A 20,450-nucleotide genomic window follows, 5' to 3' on the forward strand; every position below is an offset into this window, starting at 1 on the left:
AAACGAAGAAGCCCCGCATCGGCGGGGCTTCTTCGATGTTGCGATGACGCAGCAGTGATCAATCGACGTCGAGGAACGAACGCAGCTGTTCCGAACGGCTCGGGTGGCGCAGCTTGCGCAGTGCCTTGGCCTCGATCTGGCGGATGCGCTCGCGGGTGACGTCGAACTGCTTGCCGACTTCTTCCAGCGTGTGGTCGGTGTTCATGTCGATGCCGAAGCGCATGCGCAGCACCTTCGCTTCGCGCGGGGTGAGTCCGGCGAGCACGTCGCGCACGGTTTCCATCAGGCCGGTTTCGGTGGCCGAGTCGATCGGCGAGCTGGCGTTGCCGTCCTCGATGAAGTCGCCCAGGTGGGAATCCTCGTCGTCGCCGATCGGGGTTTCCATCGAGATCGGTTCCTTGGCGATCTTCAGTACCTTGCGGATCTTGTCCTCGGGCATGTCCATCTCCTTGGCCAGCTCCTCCGGCGTGGCCTCGCGGCCGAACTGCTGCAGCATCTGGCGGGAAATGCGGTTCAACTTGTTGATCGTCTCGATCATGTGCACCGGGATGCGGATGGTCCTGGCTTGATCGGCGATGCTGCGGGTGATCGCCTGGCGGATCCACCAGGTGGCGTAGGTCGAGAACTTGTAGCCGCGGCGGTATTCGAACTTGTCCACCGCCTTCATCAGGCCGATGTTGCCTTCCTGGATCAGGTCGAGGAACTGCAGGCCGCGGTTGGTGTACTTCTTGGCGATCGAGATCACCAGGCGCAGGTTCGCCTCGACCATTTCCTTCTTGGCGCGGCGGGCCTTCGCCTCGCCGCTGGCCATGGCGCGGTTGATGTCCTTGATGTCGGTGAGCGGCAGGAACAGCTTGCGCTCGATTGCGGCGAGCTTTTCCTGCTCGGCGTCGATCGCCGCGCGGTGGACCTTGATGTTCGGCGACCATTTCTGGCGCTTGCGGCTGAGCTCGGCCACCCACTCGAGGTTGCCCTCGTTGCTGGGGAACGCCTTGATGAACTCGGCCTTGGGCATCTTCACCTGCTTGACGAAGATGTCCATCAGCACGCGCTCGTGGTGGCGGATGTCGTTGACCACCTCGCGCAGCTTGCGCACGAAGCCGTCGATCAGCGCGCTGGGCAGCTTGAGTTTCAGGAACTCCTCGGCCATCAGGTCGCGCAGCTTGACTATCTTCCTGTCGGTGATGCTGGCGGCTTTAGGCGCGGCCTTCTGGAACTTGGCGTAATGCTCGCGCAGCAGCTCCATGCGGCGCTTGACCTCTTCCGGGTCGGGACCGCTGGGGCCGGCTTCTTCCTCGTCCTCGGTGGCGGTGTCGTCGTCGTCGGTGTCGGCGTCGTCGTCACCGACCTCGGGCTCGGGCGCCAGCAGGGCGGCGGCTTCCTTCTCCTTGCGGGCGAGGTCGGCGGCTTCCTCCAGGTCGAGGAAGCCGGCCAGGATCTCGCTGAGGCGGCGCTTGCCGTCCAGGTGCTGGTCGTATTCCTCCAGCAGCAGCTCGATGGTCAGCGGGAAGCTGGCCAGCGCGGTCTGCACCTGGCCCAGGCCTTCCTCGATGCGCTTGGCGATGGCGATCTCGCCCTCGCGGGTGAGCAGCTCGACCGTGCCCATCTCGCGCATGTACATGCGCACCGGGTCGGTGGTGCGGCCCACTTCGGAATCCACCGCGGAGAGCAGCGCCACGGCTTCCTCGGCGGCGGCCTCGTCGTCGGTACTGCTGCCGGCCTTGTCGGCCAGCGGGTCGGTGTCCGGCGCGGCGTCGTGCACTTCGATGCCGACGCCCTTGAGCACCGCCATGATGTCTTCGATCTGCTCCGGGTCGACGATGTCGTCGGGCAGGTGGTCGTTGATCTCGGCGTAGGTCAGGTAGCCCTGCTCCAGGCCCTTGGAGATGAGCGCCTTGATTTCAGACTGTTGCTCGTGGGGAGCTTTGCTATTCATTCACCGACCGCCGCAGGGTTCAAGAACCGGACATTATAGCGATGTGCTGCTTTTTTGACCAGTTTTCAAGTGGAAAAAGGTCGCGGGGGGACACGCAAAAATCGCGCCAGATCGCGGTGTTGCCATGTCTCGCCGGCCTCGGCTTGGCGAAACACGCCACCCGCCGTTCAGCCGGTGTCGAGCCAGAAGGTCACCGGGCCGTCGTTCACCAGCTGGACCACCATATGGGCGCCGAAGCGCCCGGTTTCCACCCCGGGGTACGCGGCGCGGGCCAGCTCCAGCAGCCGTTCGAACCAGCGCCGGCCGTGTTCGGGCGGTGCCGCGCTGGTGAAGCTGGGGCGCATGCCGGAACGGGTGTCGGCGGCGAGGGTGAACTGGCTGACCAGCAGCAGGCCGCCGCCGGTGTCGGCGAGCGAGCGGTTCATCTTGCCGTGGTCGTCGGCGAACACGCGGTAGCCGAGCAGGCGTTCCAGCATGCGTTTCGCCTGTGCCTCGCCGTCGTCGGGCTGCACCGCCACCAGGGCCAGCAGGCCGGGGCCGATCGCGCCGACCGTTTCGCCGCCGACGCCGACGCTGGCAGACAGGACACGCTGGATCAGGGCAATCATCTGTTCGGGATTCGGGATACGGGACTCGGGATTCGCAAGAGCATAAGCGATGGACGGCTGGCGGCGCGCGGCCCGCTACACTGGCGCCCCTATGCGCATCGACATGTACCTCATCTACCTGCTGCTGCGCCTGCTGGCGCTGCTGCCGCTGCGCGTGCTGCACGGCCTGGGCGCTGCCCTGGGCCGGCTGTTGCTGTGGCGTGGCGGCCGCACGGTGCACAACAGCGCGGCGAACCTGGCGATCGCGCGCCCGCAGCTGGACGGCGCGGCGCGGGCGGCGCTGCTGCGCGAGGTGCTGGCCGAAAGCGGCAAGTCCGCCAGCGAGATCGTCAAGGTCTGGGGCGCGGGCGCCGGGCGCGCGCTGGCGCTGGTGCGCGAGGTGCGCGGCGAGGCCTTGCTGGACGCGGCGCTGGCCGCGGGCAAGGGCGTGATCATCGCCGCGCCGCATCTGGGCTGCTGGGAGCTGCTGAACTACTGGCTGTGCCGCAAGACGCCGATGGCGATCCTGTACCGGCCGCCGCGCATCGCCGCGATCGAGGGCCTGCTGCGCAAGGTGCGCGGCGCGCTGGCGCCGGAGCAGGTGCGCGCCGACGGCGCCGGCGTGCGCACGCTGTACAAGCGGCTGGCCGCGGGCGGCACGGTCGGCATCCTGCCGGACCAGAAGCCGCGCGCGGGCGAGGGCCAGGTCGCGCCGTTCTTCGGCCGCGACGCGCTGACCATGGTGCTGCTGCCGCGGCTGGCCGCGCGTACCGGGGCGACCGTGCTGTACGCGTTCGCCGAACGGTTGCCGCGCGGCGCCGGCTATCGCATCCACCTGCTGCCGGCGCCGGGCGGGCTGGCCGACGCCGACCTGGGCGTGGCCTGTAGCGCGCTCAACCGGGGGGTGCAGGAATGCGTGGAGCTGGCTTTCACGCAGTACCAGTGGCAGTACAAGCGCTACTCGGCGGATGGCCTGGTCAGCCCGTACGACTGAGCGAACGGGTAGGGGCACACTCCGTCCACAAGGGACTTCCTTCGGTCGTGCGTGAATGCTCTTGAGGGTTGATTACAACCAAAAGCATTCGCGCACAGGGTGCGCTCTACAGTTTCGTAGGGCGGACACCGTCCGCCGGCTCTTCGACAATGCGCCACGGCCGAGGGCGGCGGACAGTGTCCGCCCTGCGAAGCCAAGGCAAGGGCATCGCGCACGACCGAAGGAAGTCCCTTGTGGACGGGGCGCGCTACCGCTGGGCCTTCTCCAGCCGGCGCAGGAACACGCCCATTTCCTTCTCGGCCTGCTTGTCGCCGCGAAGGGCGGCGGCGGCGATGCCGCTGCGCCAGGCGTCGGCGGCGGCGATTTCGTCGCCGTGGGCCAGGCAGGCCTTGCCGAGCAGCTTCCATGCCGCCGAATAGGTCGGATCGAAGCCGAGCGCGCGGCGCAGTTCGTCGACCGCGGCGCCGGCGTCGCCTTCGGCTAGCAGCGCGCTGCCCAGCGAGAAGCGCAGCAGCGCGCCGTCGCGCGGGCCGCCGCATTGCTGGCGCAGGCTGGCGATCAGGTTCGCGCTCATGGCTGGGTGCGGTAGCGCCAGTCGTCGGCCGGGTAGACCCGGGTCGGCTGCGCGGGTTCGGGCGGGGTGTGGCCGCTGCGCAGGTCGGCCAGCGAGACGGCGGGCCAGGCCACCAGCCAGGAGGAGCGGAACGGCTGCGCCAGCAGGGCGTAGCGCAGGTCGTTCGCGTCCGGCCTGTGCACGTGCAGCACGATCACGCCGTCCGGGTGGGCGCGGGCGAAATCCTGTATGGCCTGGTCACCGAACAGTTCGCTGATCGGCCGGGTCAGCCGCCCCTCGAAATGGAACTGGCCTTCGTAGTTGCCGGTGTAGGCGAGCGGGTGGCCGGCCTGTTCGGCGGCGCCGAGCAGGTGGGCGATCGGGCGCAGGTCGAAACGTGGCCACAGGGTCAGCGTGAACAGCGCGTTGAGCGCGAGCACGCCGACCAGCCCGGCCACCGCCAGCCGACGCAGCTCGCCGCGGCCGCGCAGCAGCAGCAGGCCGCCGAGCAACAGGAACACCACGCTGAAGTAGCGGCTGTACGGCGCCGCCGAGTCGACCCACTCGCCGTGCAGGCGGTTGCTCGCCACCAGCAGCGGCAGCATGAACAGCGCCACGGCGAACGCGATGCCGCCCACGCCCAGCGGCCACGTGCCGAGCCAGCCGTTGCCGGCCAGGTTCGGCCGGCGCTCGCGCAGCACGGCGATCGCGCCGGCCATCAGCAGCGCGGCGCCGGCGAGTTCCGGCAGCGGGTAGTACAGCTGCTTGCCGCTGATCAGCGAAAACACCACGAAGGTGGGCAGCAGCCAGCACAGCGCAAAGCGCAGGCCCGGTTCCAGCGGCCGGCGCAGGCCGGCCACGGCCACCCAGATCCGCGGCCAGCCGCTGAACGGGAACAGCATCAGCGGCAGCCACAGCAGGTAGAACCAGAACGGCTCGGCGTGGTTCTGCAGGTCCTTGCCGGCGGCCAGCTTGTCGACCACGCGGCCGGCAGTCTGGGTGAAGAACAGCCGCTGCCGGTACGCCTCGCCGCCGGAGAAGCCGGCCGGCAGCGCCCATGCCAGCAGCATCGCGCCGCCGAGCAGCAGCGCCAGCGCGCCGCGGCCGTACCAGCGCGCGCGGTGGCGGTCGGCCCAGTCGTTCCACAACGGGCCGAGCAGCCAGGGGAAGGCCACGTGCAGCAGCATCACCGGCCCCTTGGTCAGCAGTCCCAGGCCCACGCACACGCCGAACAGCAGCCAGCGCGGCTCGGCCCGCTGCGTCTTCGGGGTCAGGCACAGCAGGGCGGCGAGCGCCCACGTGGCCAGCAGCACGTCGTACATGATCTGCAGGCCGAACAGGAACGCGTAGCCGAATGCCAGCAACATCCACGGCGTCGCCTTGGCCATCCACGGCCGGTTCGGGAACAGTCGCCGCGCCAGCAGCGAGGCCAGCACCAGCTGCGCGCCGCCCACCAGCACCTCGAGCACGCGCGGCCACGCGTCGCTGACGCCGAACGCGAACCAGCCGGCATGGATCAGCCAGAACAGCAGCGGCGCCTTCTCGCTGTACGGCTGGCCGTTGATGTGCGGCACCAGCCAGTGGCCCTGGTTCCACATCTCCCAGGCCACCGCCAGGGTGCGGGTGGAATACAGCGGCATCGGCCCGTGCGAGAAGATCGCCAGCAGCGCCACGGCGGCCCACAGCGGCAGCCAGGGCCAGACGGCGCGCAGTTGTTCGGAACGGCTGTAGGAGGGGCTCAATGACACGGGCAGGCTCTTGGCGGGCTGGAGACGGATTCTAGACTGCGCGAGGCGGCGGCAAGGCAACCGGGCCCGGGCACCCGGCTCAGGCCGGGCCCCAGTAGCCGATGCGCCGGCGGATCTTCAGCTTGCGCCACAGGTTCAGCGGCTTGCGCCGGCGGTTGCGCGCGCCGGCGGCAACGAAGCTGTCGATCGCGTCCAGCACGCGTTCGCTGGAGCGGCCGTCGCGGTAGGGGTGGATCGCGTCGGCGTACCCGCGGATCGCCTGCAGCAGTTCCGGTGGACGCGCCAGCGCGCGCTCGATCGCGCTCTCGAACTGCGCCGGGTCGTCGATGTCGATCAGCTGCGGGCCGGGCCGGCGGTTCCTGAACGTCACCACCGGCTTGCCGGTGAGCAGGAACTCGTTGAGCGCCGAGGAGGTGTCCGAGCACATCATGTCCACCTGCGGGAACAGCTCCAGGATGTTGTCGTTCCCGGCGAAGCTGAGGTACTCGTTCTGCAGCGCCTTGAACTTCGCGGTGGTGTCGGGGTTCATCTTCGGGTGGAAAGTGACGATCCAGCGCCAGCGGCCGTCGCGCGACAGCCGCTTCACTTCCTCGTACAGCGTCTCCGCCGCGCTCCACGAGGGCGAGAAGGTGGAGTGGTACAGGATCACCGGCGGCCGGCGCACCGGCGGCAGCGGGCCGGTGATCTCCTTCATGAAGGGGTCGAGCTTGGGGAAGCCGGTCTCGATGACGCTGAAGTGGCCCACCTTGTCGGCGATCGCCTGGAACTGCGCAGTGTCGCGCGGGCCGGTGGTGCAGTACAGGTCGAAGAAGCCGCGCACGTAGATGTGCCGCGGCTTGCCGGCATCGAAGCCATGGAAGGTCTCGACCTTCACGCCGGGAAAGAAGTGCGGCACCACGTTGGACGAGGTGATCACCGCCAGCGGCTGCCACGCGCGCACCTCGGCCACCGTCAGCAGGCGCTCGCCCGCGACCAGGTCTTCGGCGCCGGGGCCGTCGAAGAACCACGCGGCCTCGTCGCCGCGGGCGCGGATCGCCTCCTGCAGCGGGCGCAGGATGGCCAGCGCATAGCGCTCGGAACCGTAGAGGAGGTAGTGCTTTTTGGAAGACATCGCGGGATTTGGAATCGTGAAGTGTGCTTGACACAGTTTATGGCCAGCCCTGACACCCTCTCCTCAATCCTCTCCCGGAGGGAGAGGAGGCGAAGGTGCCGTGCGGTTTCGTTGCCTCGTGCATTGCGGTGGACTTGTGTTCAGCGATCTATGTGATGTTTGTTCAATAAATCGGTCGCATCCGCGACCGATTTGGGGTTGTTGACCATCTCGTAGTAGCGCATGCGCTTGTACAGCGCGTAGCTGGCCGCGGTCTGCGCGATCAGGAAGCCGCGCCAGCCGTCCAGGAAGGCCAGCCGGAACAGGTAGTCCTTGACGAAGGCCAGCAGGTAGACGAACGGCGCCTGCCACATCCGCACCGGCTTGCCCTTGTCCAGCCAGTCGCGGCATTTCAGCTCGGCGTAGCGCAGCACCTTCAGCTGCTTGTGCGGCAGGGTCGGGTTGTTGGCGTGGTCGAACGGGGCGCGCAGGGTCGGCGCGGCGCCCTCGAAACGCAGCGATTCGTGTACCCGCGCATCGCTCCAGCGCGCGCGGCCGCGGTGGTACAGCCGCGCCAGCTTCTCGCCCACCGACGGGCGGTACCAGCGCATCGGCCGCCCCATGTAGATCGTGCGCCGGCGCAGGTACGCCGCCGGCGCATCGCCGGCCATCAGTGCCGGCAGGCGCTGCTGCAGTTCCGCGGCGAGTTCCGGGCTGAGGTATTCGTCGGCGTCCAGCACCAGGATCCAGTCGTGCGCGCACTGTGTGGTGGCGAAGTTGCGCTGCGCGCCGAAGCCCAGCCAGTCCTGGTGCACCACGCGCGCGCCGCGCGCCTGCGCGATCGCCACGGTATCGTCGTCGCTGCCGGAGTCGACCACCAGCTTCTCGGCCGCGAACGGCACGCTGTCCAGGCAGCGCGCGATGCTCCCGGCCTCGTTGCGGGTGATGACGGCAAGGGTCAGCGGCAGGGTGGGCATGCGCGGATTCTAGCCGAAGCCCGTGCCGGCTCCGGCCGCGCCGGGCGGGGCGGATTTCCCGTTCAGCCGGGCCGGTCGCATCCTCGCGGGGAAATCCATGACAATATTTGTCAACTTGCGACCGGCCGGGCCTCGCTGCCTGTTCTCTCATCCATCATCGGCATGCCATGAAACGAACCCTCGTCACCGGTGGTGCCGGATTCCTCGGATCGCACCTGTGTGATCGCCTGCTTCGCGACGGCCACGAAGTGCTGTGCGTGGACAACTTCTTCACCGGCAGCAAGCGCAACGTGGCGCATCTGCTCACGCATCCGTACTTCGAGCTGATGCGGCACGACGTGACCTTCCCGCTGTACGTGGAGGTGGAGCGCATCTTCAACCTGGCCTGCCCGGCCTCGCCGGTGCACTACCAGCACGACCCGGTGCAGACCACCAAGACCAGCGTGCACGGCGCGATCAACATGCTGGGCCTGGCCAAGCGGGTGAAGGCGCGCATCCTGCAGGCCTCCACCAGCGAGGTGTACGGCGACCCGGAGGTGCACCCGCAGGTCGAGGGCTACTGGGGCAGGGTGAACCCGATCGGCATCCGCAGCTGCTACGACGAGGGCAAGCGCTGCGCCGAGACGCTGTTCTTCGACTATTACCGCCAGCACGCGCTGGACATCAAGGTGGTGCGCATCTTCAATACCTACGGCCCGCGCATGCATCCGAACGACGGCCGGGTGGTGAGCAACTTCATCATGCAGGCGCTGCGCGGCGAGGACATCACCATCTACGGCGACGGCAGCCAGACCCGCAGCTTCTGCTACGTCGACGACCTGATCGAGGTGATCGTGCGCATGATGGAATCCGAACGCGGCTTCACCGGCCCGGTGAACATCGGCAACCCGGTCGAGCACACCATGCTGGAACTGGCCGAGAAAGTGATCGCCCTGGCCGGCGGCCGCTCGAAGCTGGTGTACAGGCCGCTGCCGTCGGACGACCCGCGCCAGCGCCAGCCGGACATCGGCGTGGCCCGCGACCGGCTCGGCTGGCAGCCGACGGTGGCGCTGGAGGACGGCCTGAAGGAAACCATCGGCTACTTCCGCCGGCTGCTGCAGGACGGTGCGGCGGCATGACCGGCTTTGCGGTCGTCATCACCAGCTACAACTACCGCGAGTTCGTCGGCCTGGCGATCGACGACGCGCTGGCGCAGACCCGCGCACCGATGCAGGTCATCGTGGTGGACGACGGCTCCACCGACGGCACCCCGGCCCACCTGCGCGAACGCTACGGCGCCGACCCGCGGGTGACCTTGCTGTGCGGCGACAACGGCGGCCAGCTCAGCGCGTTCCAGCGCGGCATGGCCCAGGTGCGGGCCGACGTGGTCTGCTTCCTCGACGCCGACGACCGCTGGGAGCCGGATTATCTCGCGCAGCTCGGCGCGCTCTACGACGCGCGCCGCGACATCGACTTCGTGTTTTCCGACATGCAGCTGTTCGGCGACGAGCAGCGCTGGATGGGCTGGGGCGGACGCTCGCAGGACCTCGGCTTCACCGTGATCAGCACCTACATGCTGATGCACTGGTACGGCGCGCCGACCTCGGCGTTGTCGATGCGTGCCTCGTGGGCGCGCCGCACGCTGGAACTGCCCGCGCATCTCATCGGCACCTGGCGGCTGTCCGCCGACAACTGCCTGGTGTTCGGCGCCAGCGTGCTGGGCGCGCACAAGTACTACCTGCGCACCGGCGCCGTGCGTTACCGCATCCACGGCAAGAACGGCTGGTGGGGCAGGCAGACGCCGGCCAGCCGCTACCTCAACCGGTTCCATTCGCGCTGCCTGATCGAGACCTACGCCAAAAGCATCGGCCTGGACGAGCGCTGCGTGGAAAGCGCCAAGTTCGAGTTCCGCACCAAGCCGGACCCGACCTGGAAGGAGGCGAAGCGCTACGCGAAACTGGCGCGGCTGCGCCGTGGCTCGTGGCTGGCCAACCAGGAACGCGCGCTGGCGATCCTGTGGCCGGCGCTGTGGCGCCGCCGCCGCGCGCCCGACGAGTCATGAGGCCGGACGGGATCGCCGCGATGCGCATCAGCGTTGCCGTCATCACCTACAACTGGCCCGAGGCGCTGGCGCTGGTGTTGCACGCGCTCGCGGCACAGACCGAGCTGCCCCACGAGGTGATCGTCACCGACGACGGCTCGCAACCGGCCACGCGCGAACTGCTCGAGCGCATGGCGCGGGACTATCCGGTGCGCCTGGTGCACCTGTGGCAGCCGGACGACGGCGCGCGCATGAGCCGCGCGCGCAACCGCGCGATCGCCGCCGCGCAGGGCGACTACGTGATCCTGCTCGACGGCGACATGGTGGCCGAGCCGCACTTCGTCGCCGACCACCGCGCGTTCGCGCGCCGCGGCTGTTTCGTGCAGGGCTCGCGCGTGCTCACCGACGCCGCGCTGACCCGACGCATGCTGGAACGGGAGGTGACGATGCCGGGCTTCTTCAGCCGCGGCATCGAGCGGCGCCGGCACACCCTGCGCCTGCCGCTGCTGGCGCGCTGGTATGCCCGGCCCGGCACCAAGCGGCGCGGCATCAAGAGCTGCAACATGGCGTTCTGGCGCGACGACCTGCTGCGCGTGAACGGCTTCAACGAGACGATGACCGGCTGGGGCCGCGAGGACACCGAGCTGGCGCTGCGCGCGTTCCATGCCGGCCTGCTGCGGCGCGAGCTGCGCTTCAGCGGGCTGGCCACGCACCTCTACCATCGCACCCGCAAGCACGTGGTCGGCAACCCGAACGACCGCATCGTGGACGACACCCGCGCACGCGGCCTGGTGCGCTGCGAATTCGGCGTCGACCGGCACCTGGCCGAGTTTGCCGTGCCGCCGGCCGACCTGCGCGAGCTCGTGCGCGGGCGCGACGCCGGTCAGAGCAGCTGACGCAGGACCGCGTCCAGCCGCGCGGCGAAGGCCGCCTCGTTCGCGGTGAACCACGCCCGCGCCTGCTCGCCCAGCGCCACGCGCTCCTGCGCGGGCATCGCCAGCAGGCGTTCGACCTCGGCCTCCAGCGCCGCGTCGTCGAACTGGTGCCGGGCGGCCAGGTTGAATGTGCCGGTGGCGCGGGTCTTTACCAAGGCGCCGCGCATCGCGGTGACCAGTTCGTTCATCGGCGGCGCGTCGCAGGTGATCACCACCGCCTTGCAGCTCATCGCCTCGGCGATGTAATGGCCCCAGCCCTCGGTTTCCGACAGGCACAGGTGGAACTGGTGCGCATTCTGCAGTCGCCGGACCTCGTCCACGCTGTCGAGGTAGCCGATCCGGTGTTCGAGGTTGGCGGGAACGGGGTCGGCCAGGCGGGTCGCGGTGCGCGGCGACTGCAACACCAGCAGTTTCGGCCATTCCGGGTGCCGCCGCCACAGCGCCAGCAGCCGTTGCGTGCCCTTCATCCGGCTGGCGCCGGCCAGGTGCAGGAAGGTCGGCTGCCGCGGGATTTCCGGCTGCAGGCAGTCGGTGCTGCGGAAGCCGATGTGCAGGGCGCGGCAGCCGCGCGCGGTGAACAGCTCGACGGCGTAGCGGGTCTTGCACAGGATCGCATCGTAGCGGCCCAGGTGGCGCTGGCTGCGCGGTGACAGCCATTCCGGGTTCGGCACCAGCAGGTTCAGCCGGGCCAGCCCGAACCAGTCCGGGCGCACGTGTTCCAGCGCGATGTTCGCGTCGTACAGCGCGAGCCGGCGGTCGGCATGGCGCAGCCGCCGCCACCACAGGCGCAGGCGCATCCGCCACGCCTGCCAGCGGCCGTCGTGCCGGCGCGGCCCCAGCCGGGTCACCTCGACCTGGTGGCCGAGCGCGCGCAGCGCGTCGGACAGCAGCCGGATGTCGTGGCTGAGACCGCGCTGGTTGTCCCATGCGAGCAGATTGATACGAGCCATGGCGGGTCGGGGTCAGTGGGGCGGGGCGTTGCGCAGCTGACGGCCGATGCTGACGGCCAGACCCAGTACGAGGAACAGGTAGAGCGACTGCGGCATGGCCCGGTACAGCACGTTGTCGCTGAACGCGCACAGGACATACATGCCGACCACGATCAGCCCCGCCGCCGCATCGGCGGCGACCGGCTCCTGCGGATGGCCGAGCCGGCGGCCGAAGAAGACCAGCGGCACGGCGAACAGCAGCAGCAGCACGAGCAGGGCGGGCATGCCGCCAGCCACCATCGACTCGAGGTACTCGCTGTGCGGGTGCACGTAGCCGGCGATCGACGCGCTGGCCTTGCCGGCCGCGACCTGTTCGCGCGCGTACACGCCGAACTGGTCCAGGCCGATGCCGGCCAGCGGATGCTCGCGGAAGGCCTGCCAGGCGACGCGCCACATCTCCAGTCGCTCGCCGATCGCGCCGCTGGTGGCGCTGGCGGCGCCATCGCCGTAGCTGGCGACTTCGGCCGGAACATTGGCCAGCCGGTCGACCATCTCCCGGTGCAGCGTGGCGGTGACCGTGAGCATGCCGGCCACGGTCACCGCGAACAGCACGAGCGCGCGGCGCCAGTGGCGCGAATGCGCGCAGTACCACGCCACCAGGCTGAGGTAGACCGGGGCGAAGGCCAGCAACGGCCCGCGGCTCTGGGTCAGCACCGCCCCGTACAGGCCCACCACCACCGCGGCGATGTGCAGCCAGCGCAGCCGGCGCGGGGTGGTTGGGCGCAGCGCCTGCAGCGTCGAAAGCAGCACCATAATCAGCAGGAACATCGCGAACTCGACCGCGGCCCAGTCGCCGCCATTCAGCCCGAAGGGCCGGTCGACGCCCTGCACGTAACGCTGGTGGATGGCGGCCGCGCCGAGTATCAGGGCGGTCAGGCTGATCCCGACGTCGATCACGCTCCGCCTGAGCGGCAGGCTGAACACGGCGGCGATCGCCAGGAACAGCAGGGTCTGCGCCGGCAGGTCGATCGCGGGCCAGTCGAGCCGATGCCCGAGGAAGTTGCCGAGGTCATACACCAGGCGCAATGCGCAGACGGCGGCCACCGGCCACGCCAGGCGATAGGCGCGGCGGGATTCCGGGCGCGTGGCCAGCAGCACGAGGCCGGCGACGAACAGCAGCGCCATCGGCACGGCCTTGAGGCGGCTCGAGACGGCGAAACAAAGCGGCATCACCGCCAGCAGCGATGATGCCGTCCAGACTTGCCATGAAACCGGATGTGCGCGCACGTGATGAACCTGTCGAACCAACACCTACTCCCTGTCCGCTCATGCTAACGGCGCGGCGCCACCGACGCGGCCTGCATGGCACATCCCTGTACCGCGGAGGTTCATCCGGGTTGTGTATGGCCGCCGTGAACGATACATCTTACTGCCCCTGCGGGTCGCGGTCTCAGGGCTGATCGTCGGCATCCTGCTCCGCGCTCGCGCCGGGCACGCAGCCGGGTATCACCGCGTCGGTCCGGAACAGCCACCATTCGCGGCGGTTGGCATGGCCGACGTAGGTGGCGCGGCGGCGATCCACGCAATCGCCCATCGCCTCGTCGAGGCTGAAGATCCAGCGCTGCGCCGGATCGGCCCGCAGCCAGGCCACCGCGTCGGCGTACTGCTGCGGCCACGGCTTCAGGAAGCCGAACTCGGCGACCGGGCCCTGCGCCATCAGCAGGTTCTGCTCCTTCCAGGCGAGCAGGCCGATGGTCGTGTCCGGGCCGGCGATGGCGCGCGCCCGCACCATCACGTCGCGCGCCGAACGGTCGCCGTTGAGCATCGGGTAACCCCACAGGCCGTACACGCTCCACAGCACGCCGGCGAACAGCAGCCAGCCCAGCGGCGCGCGGCGCACCCGGGTGAACGCGACGACGACGAGGCCGGCCACGCCGATGGCCAGCAGCATCCACCAGATGCGCGGGTCGAGGCTCTCGCCCAGCTTCACCGCCCAGGCCGGACGGCGATGGACCGCCCAGGCCGCGGCCACGGCCAGGCCGCTGGCCAGCAGCGCGGTGAGCGCGAACACCGCGAGGCGCACGCCGCGCCGGCGCAGCAGGCCGGGCAGCAGCGGCGCCAGCGCCAGCGCGGTCATCGGCAGCGCCGGCAGGATGTAGACGTCGCGCTTGCCCGGGCTGAACGAGAAGAACAGCAATACCAGCACGATCCAGCCCAGCGGCAGCAGGAAGCGCGCGTCGCGCCGCTGCAGCCGGCGCCACCATGCCGGCAGCGCCCACGGCAGCAGCAGCGACAGCGGCAGCCAGTCGGCGACGATGATGCCGAGGAAGTAGAACGGCGAATGGAGGTGCCCGGGCGGCGTGGCGTAGCGGTGCACGGTCTGCCCGAACAGGATGTTCTGCACGTACTCGGCGTGTTGCGGGTCGCCGTCGGCATGCGCCACCAGCAGCATCGGCAGCAGCCAGCCCAGGATCGGCACGAAGAACAGCGCCAGGGCGCCGGCCCAGCGCCAGCCGCCGGTGGGCAGCGCCAGCTGGCGCCAGCGGCCGCGGCGCGCCACGAGATAGGGGATCAGCATCAGCAGCGCCAGCACGCCGACGCCCTTGGTCGCCACGCCCACCCCGGCGAAGAAGCAGCCGGCGGCGAACCAGCGCCACGACGGCCCCAGCAGCAGGTGGCGCAGCAGGCCGTAGTTGGCCAGGGTGATCCAGCCCAGCAGCAGCGGGTCGATCTGCGCGTTGCGCATCTGGTAGGTGAAGTGGATGGTGACCAGCAGCGTGGCCGTCGCCAGCAGCGCGCTGCGGTGGTTCCACAGCCGGCGCGCCAGGTCGTAGACCAGCGCCAGCGCGCCCAGCGCGGCGAGCAGCGAGGGCAGCAGGAAGGCGATGCGCCAGCTGCCGGTGAGGAAATGGCTGAGCGCCTGCAGCCACATGAACACCGGCGGCTTGTCCGGGTACAGCTCGTGGCCGCGATGCGGGAACAGCCACTGGCCGTGCCCGACCATCCATTGCGCCACCAGCGCGAAGCGCGGTTCGTCGGACGGCCACGGGTCGCGCAGGCCCAGCCCCAGGCCGAGCAGCAGCAGCGCGAACACGCCGAACAGCAGCAGCTCCGAGCGGGCGCTGCGCAGCCACAGCGGACGCGCTTGGGACAGGGGCAGGCAGGGCTTCACGGGCGGGCGTTCCGGCGGCGGCGATCAGGGGTGCCGGCATCATATCCCGGCAGGTGGATGGCATTCGCGCCGGCGCGGCGGGCCGCCGCGAGCGGCCGGGGATTTCCTCAGTCCCGCTTCTGCAGCACCGCGTAGTACATGCCGTCGAGGTCGCCGTCGCCGGGCAGGATCTGCCAGCCGACGGCGGCGGGCTGCCCGGCCGGCAGGGTGAACGCCACAGCCTGCGCATCGGCTTGCGTGGCCAGCAATTCGCCCACGATCGCCTCGTTCTCCGCACGCAGCACCGAGCAGGTGATGTAGACCAGCCGCCCGCCCGGCGCCAGCAGCGGCCACAGCGCGGCCAGGATGCGGCGCTGCTGCGTCTGCATCGCGGCGATGTCGCTTTCGCGCCGGTGCAGGCGCACGTCCGGCCGGCGGCGCAGTACGCCGCTGGCCGAGCAGGGCGCGTCGATCAGGATGCGATCGAACGGCCGGCCGCTCCACCAGCCCTTCGGCGCGCCGGCGTCGCCGGCCACCACTTTCGCGTCCAGGCGCAGGCGCATCAGGTTCTGGCGGATGCGTTCGACGCGCGCGGCGTCGAACTCCAGCGCGGTCAGCTCGATGTCGGCGCGTTCGAGCAGGTGGCAGGCCTTGCCGCCGGGCGCGGCGCAGGCGTCCAGCACGCGCAGGCCGTCGCGCAGCTCGGCGAGGTCGGCGGCCACTTGGGCGGCACCGTCCTGCACCGCGAACAGGCCATCGTCGAAGCCGGGCATGCGGGTGACGTCGGTGCTGTGCGGCAGCACCAGCGCGTCGTCCAGCCATGGATGCGCGGTGGCGGCATAGCCGGCGGCCTGCAGTCGTGCGATCAGCGCCTCGCGCCCGCTGCGTCGCCGGTTGACGCGCAACATCAGCGGCGGTTCGCCGTTGTCGGCGGCCATCACCGCCTCGGCCTGCTGCGGCCAGTCGCGCCGCAGCGCGGCGGCCAGCCAGGCCGGATGGGCGTGACGGGTCTGCGGCGTGGCGTCGAGTTTCGCCAGCAGGCTTGCGCGCTCGCGCTGCCAGCGCCGCAGCACGGCGTTGACCAGGCCGGCCAGTTGCGGCCGCTTGAGCGCGCGCACCGCCTCGACCGTGGCGGCCACCGCGGCGTAGTCCTGCAGTTGGAGGATCTCCAACTGCACCAGGCCGAGCACCAGCAGCGCGTGTACCGCCGGGTCCTTGGGCCGCAGGGATTTTTCCAGCAGGCCGTCGACCGCGGGATCGAAGCGCAGCCACCAGCGCGCGCCTTCGCTGAGCAGGGCCATCAGCAGGGCACGGTCGCGCGGGTCGGCCAGTCGCGGCGCGGAACGCTCCATCACGTCACGCAGCGAGGCGCCGCGCAGGGCCACCTCGGCGAGCCCCTTGGCGGCCAAGGCGCGGGTATCGGTCTTCATCGGCGCTGACGCAATTCAGGACGGGCGTTGAGGTAGTCCATCGCACCGATGCGCTTGCCGCCGGCACGCTGTACCGCGGTGATGCGCAAGACGCCCTGGCTGCAGGCGATGTCGATGCCTTCGCGGCCGGTCGCCAGCACGCTGCCGGGAGCGGCGGAGTGATTGCCTTCGAGTGCGTGCGCCGCCCAGATCCGCAGCGTCTCGCCGGCGATCTCGCCCTCGGCCACCGGCCACGGGTCGAACGCGCGCACCTGGCGTTCCAGCTCGGGCGCGCAGCGGCTGAAGTCGAGCTTCGCCTCGGCCTTGTCCAGCTTGTGCGCATAGGTCACGCCGTCGTCCGGTTGCGGCGTGGCGGCCAGCACCTCGCCGGCCAGCGTGCGACGCAGGCCTTCGGCCAGCACGTCCGCGCCCAGCGTGGCGAGGCGGTCGTGCAGCGAGCCGCCGGTGTCGCCGTCGCCGATCGGGGTGCGCCGTTCGAGCAGCACCGGGCCGGTATCCAGGCCGGCTTCCATCCGCATCAGGTCGACCCCGCTCTCGGCGTCGCCGGCGAGGATCGCGCGTTGGATCGGCGCGGCCCCGCGCCAGCGCGGCAGCAGGCTGGCGTGCACGTTCCAGCAGCCCAGGCGCGGGATCGCCAGCACCTTGCGCGGCAGGATCAGGCCGTAGGCCACCACCACCAGCAGGTCGGGGCGATAGCCGGCGAGCCGCTGCTGCACCTCGGCGGGCTTCAGCGATTCGGGCTGTTCCAGCGCAAGGCCGGCGGCCAGCGCGGCCTGCTTGACCGGACTGGGGGCGAGCTTGCGGCCGCGACCGGCGGGACGGTCGGGCTGGGTATAGACGGCCACCACCTCGGCGCCGCTGGCGCGGCAGGCCTCAAGGCAGGGCACGGAGAATTCCGGGGTGCCGGCGAAGACCAGCCGCAGGGGCTGTGGGTTCAAGCGCTGGCCGCCTGCTTGCGGTGCTTCTCCAGCCGCTTCAGCAGCAGGCTGCGTTTCAGCGGCGAGAGGTAGTCGACGAACACCTTGCCTTCCAGGTGGTCCATCTCGTGCTGGATGCACACCGCCAGCGGGCCCTCGGCCTCGACGACGACCTCCTTGCCGTCCGCGTCCCGCGCCTTCACCTTCACCCTCAGCGCGCGGGTGACGTCGGCGTACAGGCCGGGAAACGACAGGCAGCCTTCCTGGTAGACCTGCGAGCCGTCCTTTTCGAGGATCTGCGCGTTGACCAGCGCCAGCGGCTGGTTGCGCCCTTCGCTCATGTCGGCCACCAGCACGCGCTGGTGCACGTTGACCTGGGTGGCGGCGAGGCCGACGCCGTTGGCGGCGTACATGGTCTCGACCATGTCGGCGACGAACTGCTTCAGCTTCGCGTCGAACACGGTCACCGGTTCGGCGCGGGTGCGCAGCCGGGGGTCGGGGAATTCGAGAATGGACAGGATGGACATGGAAATCACCTCGGCGCCGAAAATGCGGGCGATTTGGTAAAAAGCCACCCTCGGAGCCATCTAGAATGTGCCTCATTGTACGTCGGCAAGCGTCCGAGTACAGACGATTTTTGCCAACCCGCGCCAGTTGCGCACGTTAACCATTCGGTTACACTCGACCGAGTTCTGGGAAGGGGGGATTCCCGCCAATGATCCGAAAAACTATCGTGTTGCTCGCCGGCATGCTGGTCACCGTGGCCGTGTATGCGGCGGGTGCGCAACTGCGAGCCGATCATCCCGACAGCTACACCGTGCGTCGTGGCGACACCCTCTGGGACATCTCCGCCAAGTTCCTGTCCAAGCCGTGGCTTTGGCCGGAAATCTGGCAGGCCAATCCGCAGGTGCGCAACCCGCACCTGATCTACCCCGGCGACGTGCTCAACCTGTCCTTCATCAACGGTCCGCGCCTGGGCCTGCAGCCGAGCGTGCATCGCGAGGGCGAGGCGGTGCCGGCGATCCCGCTGTCCGAGTTGAGGATGTTCCTCAAGGACATGCGGGTAATGGACTCGAAGGCGGTCAGTTCCGCGCCGTACGTGGTCGGCCTGGAGGAGTCCCGCTTGCGCGGCGCCGTCGGCCAGAACATCTATGTGCGCGGCCTGCAGGGCGAGCCGGGCCAGCGCTGGGCGATCGTGCGGCCGAGCCATGTGTTCCGCGGCTTCGACCAGAACGATGCGGCCCATGCCGATCTGGTCGCACATGACCTGGACAGCAACGCGGCGATGGTCCGCGCGCCGTGGCGCGAGGATTCCCGCAACGACGGCCACTACGGCAAGGGCGACGACCTCGGCGTCGAGGTCAGCGTGATCGGCACCGCCGAGACGCTGCGCACCGGCGATCCGGCCACGCTGCTGCTGCTCGGCGCCACCCAGGAGATCCGCAGCGGCGACCGCATCATGCCGGTCGACGACGCGCCGTACGACGCCTACTACTACCCGCACCCGCCGAAGTCGGTGCCGGCCAATGCCAAGGTGATCGGCTTCGCCGACGCGATGGACGCGGCCGGGTCGCGCCAGGTGGTGCTGCTGTCGGTCGGCGCGAAGGACGGCGTCGACAACGGCCAGACCTTCGCGATGTTCCAGCCCGGCGAGACGGTCCACGACGACGTGGCCAGCAACAGCTGGAACCGCGGCGTCGGCGAGACGGTGAAGCTGCCGGACGAGTACATCGGCCACGTGATGGTGTTCCGCACCTTCGACCGGGTCAGCTACGGCCTGGTGATGGACGGCCTGCGGCCGGTGCACGTCGGTTCCCGCCTGGTCATGCCGGAATAGGCGTCCGCGACCGACGTTGCGGCATCTGCCTACAGGACGGCGCGGCTTCCACCGCGCCGTTTCCTTTGCGGCCCGCTCCGTAAACTGCCGCCATGACCATGGACGATCCCGATGAACTGCGCGCCTGGCTGATCGCCCTGCGCACGCCCGGCCTCGGCCCAGGCGGGCTGCGCGAACGGCTGGACGCGGCCGGCAGCGACATCCGTGCGGCGCTGGCGCAGCTGCGCCGCCATGCCGCGCCGCTGGGCGAGCCGGCGCAGGCCTGGCTGGCGCGACCCGACGAGGCGCGCCTGGCCGCCGACCTGGCCTGGCTGGCCGAGCCGGGACACCGGCTGCTGCGTTGCACGGAGGCGGATTTTCCGCCGCAGCTGGAACACATCCCGCAGCCGCCGGCCGTGCTGTTCGTGGCCGGCGACGCCAGCCTGCTGTTGCATCCCCAGGTGGCGATCGTGGGCGCGCGCGGCGCCAGCGCGGCGGGGTTGGCGCATGCGCGGACGTTCGCCCGTGTGCTCGCCGCGACCGGCTTCGCGATCACCAGCGGCATGGCCGACGGCATCGACGGCGCCGCCCACGTGGCGGCGCTGGACGCCGAGGCGCCGACCCTGGCCGTGGTCGGTACCGGCCCGGACCGGGTGTACCCGCGCAAGCACCAGGCACTGGCCCGGCGGATCGCCGCGCACGGCGCGCTGGTCAGCGAATTCCCGCCCGGCACGCCCGCGCGTGCCGATCATTTTCCGCGCCGCAACCGGATCATCGCGGGCCTGGCGCTGGGCACGCTGGTGATCGAGGCGGGCCTGCGTTCCGGCTCGCTGATCACCGCCCGGCTGGCCGCCGAACAGGGACGCGAGGTGTTCGCCCTGCCCGGTTCCATCCATAATCCGCTGGCCCGCGGCTGCCATCGGCTGATCCGTGACGGCGCCCGGCTGGTCGAGGACGCCGCGGAAATTGTCGAGACATTGACGCCGGCTGCGCGCATGCTGGGCGGTGAGCTGGCCGCACGGCTGCGTGAGGCTGGCGGCGGGGAGATCCGTTCCGGCAGCGTGGCCGGTGCCTCGCACGGGCTCGACGGGCATGGCGATGACCCCGGGTATCGGCGGCTTTTGACTGAACTTGGTCATGCGCCGACGACGTTGGACGAACTTGTGCAGCGTACCGGGCAATCGACGGCCGCGCTTTCCTCGATGCTGCTGATGCTGGAGCTGGAGGCGCGGGTCGAATGCCTGCCCGGCAACCGCTACCAGCGATTGCCCGGCGGCTGAGCCGCGCGGCGCGGTTTGCTTGACAGCCGCTGGCGCGGCGTGGTTTCAACTATATATATGCCCGGCACGGAAGCGCCGGTGGTTCAC

Annotated in this window: 18 protein-coding genes; 6 read left to right on the forward strand and 12 right to left on the reverse strand. The window is 70.0% G+C overall.

Going from position 1 to position 20,450, the window contains the following annotated elements:
* Positions 1-58: 58 nt before the first annotated feature.
* Positions 59-1,936 carry an RNA polymerase sigma factor RpoD gene (gene rpoD, locus RHOFW104R8_RS07975; protein ID WP_068094337.1) on the reverse strand — a complete coding sequence of 626 codons (1,878 nt, stop codon included), beginning with the start codon at positions 1,934-1,936 and terminating at the stop codon, positions 59-61.
* Between the two features lie 167 nt (positions 1,937-2,103).
* A complete protein-coding gene (dtd, locus tag RHOFW104R8_RS07980) occupies positions 2,104-2,544 on the reverse strand; it encodes a D-aminoacyl-tRNA deacylase (RefSeq protein WP_068094340.1) in 441 nt (146 codons plus the stop codon).
* A gap of 91 nt (positions 2,545-2,635) precedes the next feature.
* Between dtd and RHOFW104R8_RS07985 the strand changes: the two genes are divergently transcribed.
* Positions 2,636-3,517, forward strand: coding sequence for a lipid A biosynthesis acyltransferase (locus RHOFW104R8_RS07985; RefSeq protein WP_068094610.1), 882 nt, complete (start codon positions 2,636-2,638; stop codon positions 3,515-3,517).
* Positions 3,518-3,764: 247 nt separating this feature from the next.
* Here RHOFW104R8_RS07985 and RHOFW104R8_RS07990 read toward each other — a convergent pair whose 3' ends face one another.
* The 4 genes from RHOFW104R8_RS07990 to RHOFW104R8_RS08005 all read right to left on the reverse strand — a co-directional run bounded on the left by RHOFW104R8_RS07990 (position 3,765) and on the right by RHOFW104R8_RS08005 (position 7,885).
* Positions 3,765-4,091, reverse strand: coding sequence for a tetratricopeptide repeat protein (locus tag RHOFW104R8_RS07990; protein WP_068094343.1), 327 nt, complete (start codon positions 4,089-4,091; stop codon positions 3,765-3,767).
* Complete coding sequence (locus tag RHOFW104R8_RS07995; protein WP_068094346.1) at positions 4,088-5,812, reverse strand: glycosyltransferase family 39 protein; 1,725 nt, start codon at positions 5,810-5,812, stop codon at positions 4,088-4,090. Before RHOFW104R8_RS07995 ends, RHOFW104R8_RS07990 begins: the two co-directional genes overlap by 4 nt.
* Before the next feature lie 85 nt (positions 5,813-5,897).
* Positions 5,898-6,929 carry a CDP-glycerol glycerophosphotransferase family protein gene (locus tag RHOFW104R8_RS08000; protein WP_068094348.1) on the reverse strand — a complete coding sequence of 344 codons (1,032 nt, stop codon included), beginning with the start codon at positions 6,927-6,929 and terminating at the stop codon, positions 5,898-5,900.
* Positions 6,930-7,069: 140 nt separating this feature from the next.
* Complete coding sequence (locus RHOFW104R8_RS08005) at positions 7,070-7,885, reverse strand: glycosyltransferase family 2 protein (protein WP_068094350.1); 816 nt, start codon at positions 7,883-7,885, stop codon at positions 7,070-7,072.
* Between the two features lie 167 nt (positions 7,886-8,052).
* Here RHOFW104R8_RS08005 and RHOFW104R8_RS08010 point away from each other — a divergent pair, with 167 nt between their 5' ends.
* Genes RHOFW104R8_RS08010 through RHOFW104R8_RS08020 form a run of 3 tightly spaced genes read left to right on the forward strand, consistent with a single transcriptional unit; the run spans position 8,053 to position 10,801 of the window.
* Positions 8,053-9,003, forward strand: a complete 951-nt coding sequence (locus RHOFW104R8_RS08010; protein ID WP_068094352.1) for a UDP-glucuronic acid decarboxylase family protein — start codon at positions 8,053-8,055, stop codon at positions 9,001-9,003.
* Positions 9,000-9,926, forward strand: coding sequence for a glycosyltransferase family A protein (locus RHOFW104R8_RS08015; RefSeq protein WP_068094354.1), 927 nt, complete (start codon positions 9,000-9,002; stop codon positions 9,924-9,926). Before RHOFW104R8_RS08010 ends, RHOFW104R8_RS08015 begins: the two co-directional genes overlap by 4 nt.
* 20 nt (positions 9,927-9,946) lie before the next feature.
* A complete protein-coding gene (locus RHOFW104R8_RS08020) occupies positions 9,947-10,801 on the forward strand; it encodes a glycosyltransferase (RefSeq protein WP_068094355.1) in 855 nt (284 codons plus the stop codon).
* Here RHOFW104R8_RS08020 and RHOFW104R8_RS08025 read toward each other — a convergent pair.
* The 6 genes from RHOFW104R8_RS08025 to def form a co-directional block, all read right to left on the reverse strand.
* Positions 10,789-11,790: a glycosyltransferase gene (locus RHOFW104R8_RS08025; protein ID WP_068094358.1), complete on the reverse strand. Its 1,002-nt coding sequence runs from the start codon at positions 11,788-11,790 to the stop codon at positions 10,789-10,791. The genes RHOFW104R8_RS08020 and RHOFW104R8_RS08025 overlap by 13 nt on opposite strands.
* 12 nt (positions 11,791-11,802) lie before the next feature.
* Positions 11,803-13,056: an O-antigen ligase gene (locus RHOFW104R8_RS08030; protein WP_235604386.1), complete on the reverse strand. Its 1,254-nt coding sequence runs from the start codon at positions 13,054-13,056 to the stop codon at positions 11,803-11,805.
* Between the two features lie 163 nt (positions 13,057-13,219).
* The gene (locus RHOFW104R8_RS08035) at positions 13,220-14,941 is read right to left on the reverse strand and encodes a glycosyltransferase family 39 protein (protein ID WP_068094361.1); all 1,722 of its coding nucleotides are present in this window, start codon (positions 14,939-14,941) and stop codon (positions 13,220-13,222) included.
* Positions 14,942-15,048: 107 nt separating this feature from the next.
* On the reverse strand, positions 15,049-16,350 hold the full coding sequence (gene rsmB / locus RHOFW104R8_RS08040) for a 16S rRNA (cytosine(967)-C(5))-methyltransferase RsmB (protein ID WP_068094362.1): 1,302 nt from the start codon (positions 16,348-16,350) through the stop codon (positions 15,049-15,051).
* On the reverse strand, positions 16,347-17,273 hold the full coding sequence (gene fmt, locus RHOFW104R8_RS08045) for a methionyl-tRNA formyltransferase (protein WP_201028741.1): 927 nt from the start codon (positions 17,271-17,273) through the stop codon (positions 16,347-16,349). The genes rsmB and fmt overlap by 4 nt, the downstream gene beginning before the upstream one ends.
* Positions 17,274-17,284: 11 nt before the next feature.
* Entirely contained in the window at positions 17,285-17,794 is a 510-nt protein-coding gene (gene def, locus RHOFW104R8_RS08050; RefSeq protein ID WP_068094613.1) for a peptide deformylase, read from the reverse strand.
* 188 nt (positions 17,795-17,982) lie between these two features.
* On the opposite strand from def, the gene RHOFW104R8_RS08055 reads away from it, so the two are divergent.
* Together RHOFW104R8_RS08055 and dprA are read left to right on the forward strand one after the other, a co-directional pair.
* Positions 17,983-19,104 carry a LysM peptidoglycan-binding domain-containing protein gene (locus tag RHOFW104R8_RS08055; RefSeq protein ID WP_068094367.1) on the forward strand — a complete coding sequence of 374 codons (1,122 nt, stop codon included), beginning with the start codon at positions 17,983-17,985 and terminating at the stop codon, positions 19,102-19,104.
* A gap of 92 nt (positions 19,105-19,196) precedes the next feature.
* Positions 19,197-20,363, forward strand: coding sequence for a DNA-processing protein DprA (gene dprA, locus RHOFW104R8_RS08060; protein WP_068094369.1), 1,167 nt, complete (start codon positions 19,197-19,199; stop codon positions 20,361-20,363).
* Positions 20,364-20,450 lie beyond the last annotated feature (87 nt).

The organism is Rhodanobacter sp. FW104-R8 (assembly GCF_001617365.1).
Classification (GTDB): domain Bacteria; phylum Pseudomonadota; class Gammaproteobacteria; order Xanthomonadales; family Rhodanobacteraceae; genus Rhodanobacter.